Annotated in this window: 3 protein-coding genes and 1 pseudogene; 3 read left to right on the plus strand and 1 reads right to left on the minus strand. The window is 65.8% G+C overall.

Translation table 11 applies throughout. The features are described 5' to 3' along the window. Positions 1-71: 71 nt before the first annotated feature. Complete coding sequence (locus IFT63_RS17225; RefSeq protein WP_042615251.1) at positions 72-1,610, plus strand: GGDEF domain-containing protein; 1,539 nt, start codon at positions 72-74, stop codon at positions 1,608-1,610. A 140-nt stretch (positions 1,611-1,750) separates the two neighbouring features. Here the strand turns inward: IFT63_RS17225 and IFT63_RS17230 are convergent. After that, a pseudogene (locus IFT63_RS17230) lies at positions 1,751-2,611 on the minus strand (DUF808 domain-containing protein); the annotation flags it as partial. A gap of 188 nt (positions 2,612-2,799) precedes the next feature. Between IFT63_RS17230 and IFT63_RS17235 the strand changes: the two are divergent. Together IFT63_RS17235 and IFT63_RS17240 are read left to right on the plus strand one after the other, a co-directional pair. Further along, positions 2,800-4,440, plus strand: coding sequence for an AarF/UbiB family protein (locus IFT63_RS17235; protein ID WP_080335261.1), 1,641 nt, complete (start codon positions 2,800-2,802; stop codon positions 4,438-4,440). 233 nt (positions 4,441-4,673) lie between these two features. Beyond that, a complete protein-coding gene (locus IFT63_RS17240; RefSeq protein WP_192085211.1) occupies positions 4,674-6,776 on the plus strand; it encodes a phosphoglycerol transferase I in 2,103 nt (700 codons plus the stop codon). Positions 6,777-6,925: the final 149 nt, after the last annotated feature.

A 6,925-nucleotide genomic window follows, 5' to 3' on the forward strand; every position in this document is an offset into this window, starting at 1 on the left:
GACGGGTATAAAGCCAACGTCGGCCGCGCCGATATGCTGTCACCAGCCTTTGCCTCTCCCGGACACCCCGCATGACGGACCGCCGCGATTCCCGCCCCGCCCCCGGCACCCAGCCTGGACCGCTGGCGCTGGTCCGTGCGGCCGTCGCGGGCGGCGACGGTCCCCGCGCGGTGACCCGCGGTGGCAACGGGCTCAGCCTGCAGCAGCTGTTCGCGCACGCCGCACACCCCGAATCCCTGCTGGCGGCCTTCGCCGATGGCATGGCGACCCTGCCCGGCGAGCTCGGCGACATGGGCGACCGCCTGCAGTCGGCGCAGGCCGATGCGGACTGGCCGCGCTACGGCCGCGCGATGCGCCAGCTGATCGACAAGTACATCCGCACCATCGAACTGCATGCCCCGGATGCGCCACCCGACGGCGATCGCCTGCGCGAACAGCTGCGCCAGGTGCTGGGCATCACCGTGGCCGGCCTGCTGCAGCACGACCCACAGCTGCGCGAGCAGGCCGTGGCGCAGGCAGCCGCCTGGAAGCAATGGCAGCCCGGCCAGCCGCTGGACGCGCTGGAACAGGGCCAGCGCGAACTGGGTCACCAGATCGGCGTGCGCAGCGAGGCCTGGCAGGAACGCGACGAACTGTTGCTGGGCCTGTTCGACCTGCTGCTGGAAAACATCAGCGAGCTGCTCGACGACGGTGCCTGGCTGCACGGGCAGATCGATGCCGTGCGTCAGTTGTTGTCCGGTCCGTTGGACACCGCGGCGGTCGAACGGACCCGCAGTGAACTGCGGCAGGTGATCTACAAACAAGGCCTGCTCAAGCAGGGCATCAGCGAATCCAAGGCTGCCATGCGCGGGCTGATGGGCGACTTCGTGCAGCAGCTGGACGGCATGGCCAACAGCACCGGCGAGTACCACGACCGCATCAGCAGCTACGCCCTGGCGCTGCGCGAAGCACGCAGCATCGCCGACCTCAACCACCTGCTTCAGGGCGTGCTGCAGGACACCGGGCGCGTGCAGCAGCAGGCCGCGCAGGCACGCGACCACCTCGCCAATGCACGGCTGGAAGTGGAAGTGGCCGAACAGCGCATCGCCCAGCTGGAACACGACCTGCGCGAAGTGACCGACCTGGTCCGCACCGATCCGCTGACCGGCGCACTCAACCGGCGCGGGCTGGATGAGCTGCTGCAGTCCGAACTGGCACGCTCCGGACGCGGCGGCAGCGCGCTGGCGGTCGCGGTGATCGACCTGGATGAGTTCGGCCAGACCAACTCGCAGTTCGGCCATGCCGGCGGCGATGCCGTGCTGAAGCATTTCGTCAGTGTCTGCCAGTTGCTGCTGCGCGCCAGCGACAGCGTGGCACGGCTCGGCGGCGACGAGTTCGTGCTGGTCATGCCGGATACCCCCGGTGCGGACAGCATGTCGACCCTGCACCGCCTGCAGCGTTCGTTCGCCCAGCGCGTATTGAACGTGCAGGACCAGCGCGTTCCGGTGCATTTCAGCGCCGGGTTGGCGCAGTGGAGCGCCGGCGATACCGCAGAGTCGCTGCTGCGACGTGCCGACGAAGCGTTGTACGCGGCCAAGCGGCTGGGCCGCAACCGCGTGCAGGCCGGCTGACGGTACTGCCGCCGCTGGCCCGGTAGTGACGGCCGGTGGCCGTCGAGCTTCCCGCTTCTGGTAGTGACGGCCGCTGGCCGTCAGGCTTTCCGTGTTGACGGCCAGTGGTGCAGCGCCGGCACGTTGTGCACCAGGATGCNCACGTTCACCAGCGCATTCACCAGCCACGCCCATTGCCCTTCACCGCCGTGCTCCAGCACCCAGTGGTGCAGCGCCGGCACGTTGTGCACCAGGATGCCGCCACCGACCAGGAACATCGCCGCGGTACCGGCAATGGACAGGAACTTCATCAGCCATGGCGCACTGGCGACCATGCCGCGCCCGAAAGCCGCCACCGCGCCGCCCTTCTTGGCCAGGTACAGACCGGCGTCGTCGATCTTGACGATGCCGGCCACCAGCCCGTAGACGAACACCGTCATCGCCACGGCCACCACGCTCAGGGTCAGCAGCTGCTGGGTGAGTGCCGCGCCGGAGGTGACCACCACGCCCAGGGTCAGCACGATCACTTCGGCCGAAAGGATGAAATCGGTCCGGATCGCGCCTTTGATCTTGTCCTTCTCGAAAGCGACCATGTCCACCTGCTCATCGGCCAATGCCTGGCGCCGCTCGGCCTGCTTGGCCTCATCTTCTTCGGCCGGATGCAGGAACCGATGGGCCAGCTTCTCCACGCCTTCGTAGCAAAGGAAGGCACCGCCCAGCATCATCAGCGGCACGATCAGCGGCACGTTGTAGCCGCGCGACTTCAGCCAGGCTTCCAGCGCGCTGATCGCCAGCGCCGCCGGCACCAGGATCACCTTGTTCACCAGCGACCCCTTGGCCACCGCCCAGATCACCGGCAGTTCGCGGTTGGCGCTCATGCCGGTGACCTGCTGCGCGTTGAGCGCCAAGTCATCTCCCAGCACGCCGGCGGTCTTCTTTGCCGCGACCTTGGTCAGGACCGCCACATCGTCCAGCAGGGTGGCGATGTCGTCGAGCAGGGTGAACAGGCTGGCGCCGGCCATGAAAGGTCCATGTTGGGAGGAAGGGTCGAGACTGGATTCTGACCGAAAAGACGTGAATCCTGAAAGACGGCTTCCGGATTCACCACTCCACCACCTGGGCGCAGCCACACTGGGCCTCCCGTACCGTCGCGGAGTCCTGCTTGAACAACCCGTCTGCCGCGCCCGCCAACCCGCCCCTGATCACCGGCATGAACCGTCGCAGCCAGATCCTCCGCCTGCTGATGCGCTATCGCAATTCCGGCGTGTTCTCCGGGATGAACCTCGAAGCTGCCGGCGCCCCCGACGTGCCGCCGGACGGCAACCCGGAGCAGTTCGTCACCGATCTGGAATCGCTCGGCCCGACCTTCGTCAAGCTTGGCCAGATGCTGTCCACCCGTCCGGACATGGTGCCGGTGGAGTTCGCCACGGCGCTGGAACGGATGCAGGAGAACGTCGCGCCGATCCCGGTCGAACGCATTCACACCATCATCGAAAAGGAGCTGGGCGCCCCGGTATCCACCCTGTTCGCCAGCTTCGATCCGGTGCCGCTGGGCTGTGCATCGATCGCCCAGGTCCACCGTGCCACCCTGCGCGACGGCCGCCAAGTGGCGGTGAAGGTACAGAAGCCGGAGGTTGCCGCGCAGCTGCGTTCGGACCTGGAAGCACTGCGCAGCTTTGCGCTGGCCGCCGACCACCTGACCCAGGTCGGCCGCCGGGTGCGCCTGCGCGACTGGCTCAACGAGTTCGCCAAGACGCTGATGCAGGAGCTGGACTACCAGGCCGAAGCGGAGAACCTGCAGCGCTTCGGCCGGCACCTGCGTCCGTTCAAGCCACTGTGGGTGCCGCAGCCGGTGTGGGACTACTGCAGCCATCGCGTGCTGACCATGCAGCTGGCCGATGGTGTGCGCGTGGACATGATCCCGGACATCCGCCGCACCGAACAATCGATGGATCCGCTGGCGGCCGCGTTGATCCGCGGTTACCTGGACCAGATCTTCGTGCATGGCGAAATCCATGCCGATCCACACCCCGGCAACCTGCGCGTCACCGATGACGGACGCCTGGCGATCTTCGATCTGGGCATGGTCGCGCACATGCCACCGCGGCTGCGCGAGCGCCTGCTGAAGGTGCTGTTCGCTGCCGTGGATGGACGGGGTGAGGAGGTGGCCGATGAGATCATCGCCATCAGCACGCGACTGGAATCGTTCGAAGAAGAGCGTTACCTGCGCGAGACCGGCCAGATGATCGCGCGCTACGCCGCCAGCAACCATTACTCCGAAGGTCGCGTGGTGTTGGACATGGTGCGCATCGCCACCGCCAGCGGCCTGCGCACGCCGCCGGAGCTGAGCCTGATCGGCAAGGCGCTGTTGAATCTGGAGACCGTGTGCCGGCTGTTGTCGCCGACGCTGGATACGCGGCGCATCGTGGAAAAGCAGTTGCAACACGTGATGCGTGCGCGCCTGAAGAAATCGCTGTCGGCGGCCAACCTGGCCAGCGAAGCGATGGAAGTGCAGGAACTGCTGCGGGTCGGTCCGCGCAAGATGACCGACATCCTGGCGCTGTTGGCAGAGAACCGCCTGCAGATGAAGGTGACCGGGCTGGAAGAATCGCGGCTGATGGAGAACCTGCAGAAGATCGCCAACCGCGTGTCTGCCGGCATCGTCACTGCCGCGCTGATCCTGGCGTCGGCGCTGATGATGAAGGTGGACAACGGCGTGCACCTGTTCGGTTATCCCGCCATTGCGATGATATTGATGCTCATCGGCGTATTCCTCGGCCTCGGCATCATCACCAGCGCGCTGTTGTTCGACCGCCGCGCACGCGCCCGCGAAGAGCGCGGCCACCGGTAAGCATCGTGTCGAGCCTGCTCGACACACGCCGTGCTCGACACTAAGCATTCACGCACGCTGCACAAAGCTGACGGCATCGCAGCGGTCGTCGTTTTCAACAAACATTTCAGTCAGGTTCGTGCAGGCATGATCCGGTCATCGGGCTGTCATGCAGATGTGCTTGGCAGTTCCGGTCGGATGGACACGCGTCGGTACGACGTCCATCAACACCTCCGTCACTGCCGAATACGCCCATGCTCTGGATTCTGTTGCTTACGCTGTTCGTGCTTGCCTGGCTGTTGCTGGTTTCCAGCAAATGGTTGTGGTGGAAGGCCGGGCTGCTTTCGATGCTGCTGGTCGCATTGAGCAGCTGGTGGGTGATCGACCAGCTGTCCGGCGACGGCCTGAATGCGGCCACGTTGTACCACCTCGGCGCCGACATGGAAGGCGCGGGTGTTTCCGATTTCAAGCGTGTCATCGCCGGCTATGTCGCACTGCTGCTGGTGTCACTGCTTCCGTTGGCGCTGGTGCGCATCAAGCGCTGGCAGCGCCCAGGCAATGGCCGGGCACTGTTTGTTGGCTTTGCCGGCGTGTGGCTGCTGGCGGTATTCATCAGCCCGCTGTTCGCCGATGGCCAGCGCCTGTATTACCAGCTGCGCCCGGTCGATTTTGCCGGGATCGCGCCCGAGTACCAGGTGCCCACGCAGCCGTTGCAACGTCCGCGCAACATCGTGTGGATCTACGGCGAAAGCCTGGAACGTACTTATCTGGACGAGAAGGTCTTCCCCGGCCTGATGCCCAACCTCAGCAAGTTGGCGGCGCGCTCGCTCGACGTGCGTGGGCTGGATTCACCGGAAGGCAGCGGCTGGACCATCGCCGGACTGGTCTCCTCGATGTGCGGCGTGCCGCTGACCACCGCCCAGGGCGATGAAAACAGCATGGACCGCATGGGCAGCTTCCTCCCCAAGGCGGTGTGCCTGGGGGATTACCTGAAGCAGCAGGGTTACACCAATCATTATCTCGGCGGCGCCAACGGGCAGTTTGCCGGCAAAGGCCAGTTCCTGGCCAGCCACGGTTTCGATGAAGTGCATGATCTGGCGTGGTTCAAGCAGCAGAAGAAGGTCGGCCGTATCCACTACTCGGCCTGGGGCGTGCACGACGACGTGCTGCTGGACACCGCGTATCGCCGCTTCGAGCAGCTCTCGCGTGGCAAAGAGCCGTTCATGCTGACCACGCTGACCATGGACACCCATCATCCTGCGGGTCACCTGCCGGTGTCGTGCCGCAATGAGCGCTATGAGAGCGAGCACGGCAACATCGGCCTGCTGAATGCCCTCAAGTGCACCGACCGCCTGATCTCCCAGTTGGTCGCGCGCATCCAAGCCAGCCCGTATGGCAAGGACACGTTGATCGTGGTGTCGTCCGATCACCTGGCCATGCCCAACGACCTCAGCCACGTGCTGGCCAAGCAGGAGCGCGAGAACCTGCTGCTGTTCGTGGGCAATGGCATCGAACCGCGCCAGCTGCAGGTGGACGATGCGACCACGCTGGACAGCGGGGCGACGCTGCTGAGCCTGCTGGACCCTTCGATCCAGCGGATCGGTTTCGGCCGCTCGCTGCTGGATCCACAGCGTCCCGCCAGCGCCAGCGTCGCCGCGCGCAAGGACAACGGCCGCGAGTACCCGAAGTATCTCGCCTTCGCCCGTTCGCTGTGGCTGGGTGAGCCGACCCGAGAGCTGCGCATTGATGACGGCAACCAGGTGGTGGTCGGCGTGCAGCACGTGCAGCCGCCGGTGCTGCTGGAGTACGACAAGGACTGGGCCCTGAAGACGGTCTATCTGGAAAACACCTCGCGTCAGTTCGACGAGGCCGACAAGGACAGCACGCTGGCTTACGTGGACCGTTGTACCGCCTTTGAAGACGGTTCCGCCGATGGTGACTGGTGCGCGCTGCTGGTCAACCGCGAGAACGGCATCAAGCTGTACCGCGATGACGAACTGCGCGGCGGCGTGCAGGTGGATGCCGCGCTGAACGCCTTCGATGGCCCACGCCCCAGCGTGCGCCAGGCGCACATGATCACCGACAAGGGCCGCCGCACGCGCGCGGGCCAGTACATGCTGGAACTGGTGGCAAGCACGCAGCCGCAGCGCGGTTTCTGGATCGAAGCGGTGTCCTCGCAACGGCAGGTGGTGCTGGCCCAGCAGTGGGTGCAGCCCGATGCCAGCGGGCGCATCAATCTGAGCTTCGGGTTGGATCACGAGGTGGATGACCTGGAGATCAGGGCGTGGTTGAACCATGCCGAGAAGCTGGCGGTGGATACGTTTGCGCTGGTGCCTTCGCGGCGTCCGCGTGGGTGATTGGTCGAACGGGTGAGACCCCCTCGCGGGTGGCTTGAAAGCAGCAGCCTTGGTCTGGGCCGGGCGGTGGGGCTGGTCGGGGGACGGCAAAAACCGCATCCATGCGGGCCTCGTTTCGCGCCATCCATGGCGCTCAACGCCCCCGCCCA

Source organism: Stenotrophomonas sp. CFBP 13724, assembly GCF_014841975.1.
GTDB classification, from domain to species: Bacteria; Pseudomonadota; Gammaproteobacteria; order Xanthomonadales; family Xanthomonadaceae; genus Stenotrophomonas; species Stenotrophomonas lacuserhaii.

What these genes read in the sequence shown, in the direction of transcription:
- IFT63_RS17225 (WP_042615251.1), top strand. Translation starts at nt 72, where the DNA reads ATGACGGACCGCCGCGATTCCCGCCCCGCCCCCGGCACCCAGCCTGGA.
- IFT63_RS17235 (WP_080335261.1), top strand. Translation starts at nt 2,800, where the DNA reads ATGAACCGTCGCAGCCAGATCCTCCGCCTGCTGATGCGCTATCGCAAT.
- IFT63_RS17240 (WP_192085211.1), top strand. Translation starts at nt 4,674, where the DNA reads ATGCTCTGGATTCTGTTGCTTACGCTGTTCGTGCTTGCCTGGCTGTTG.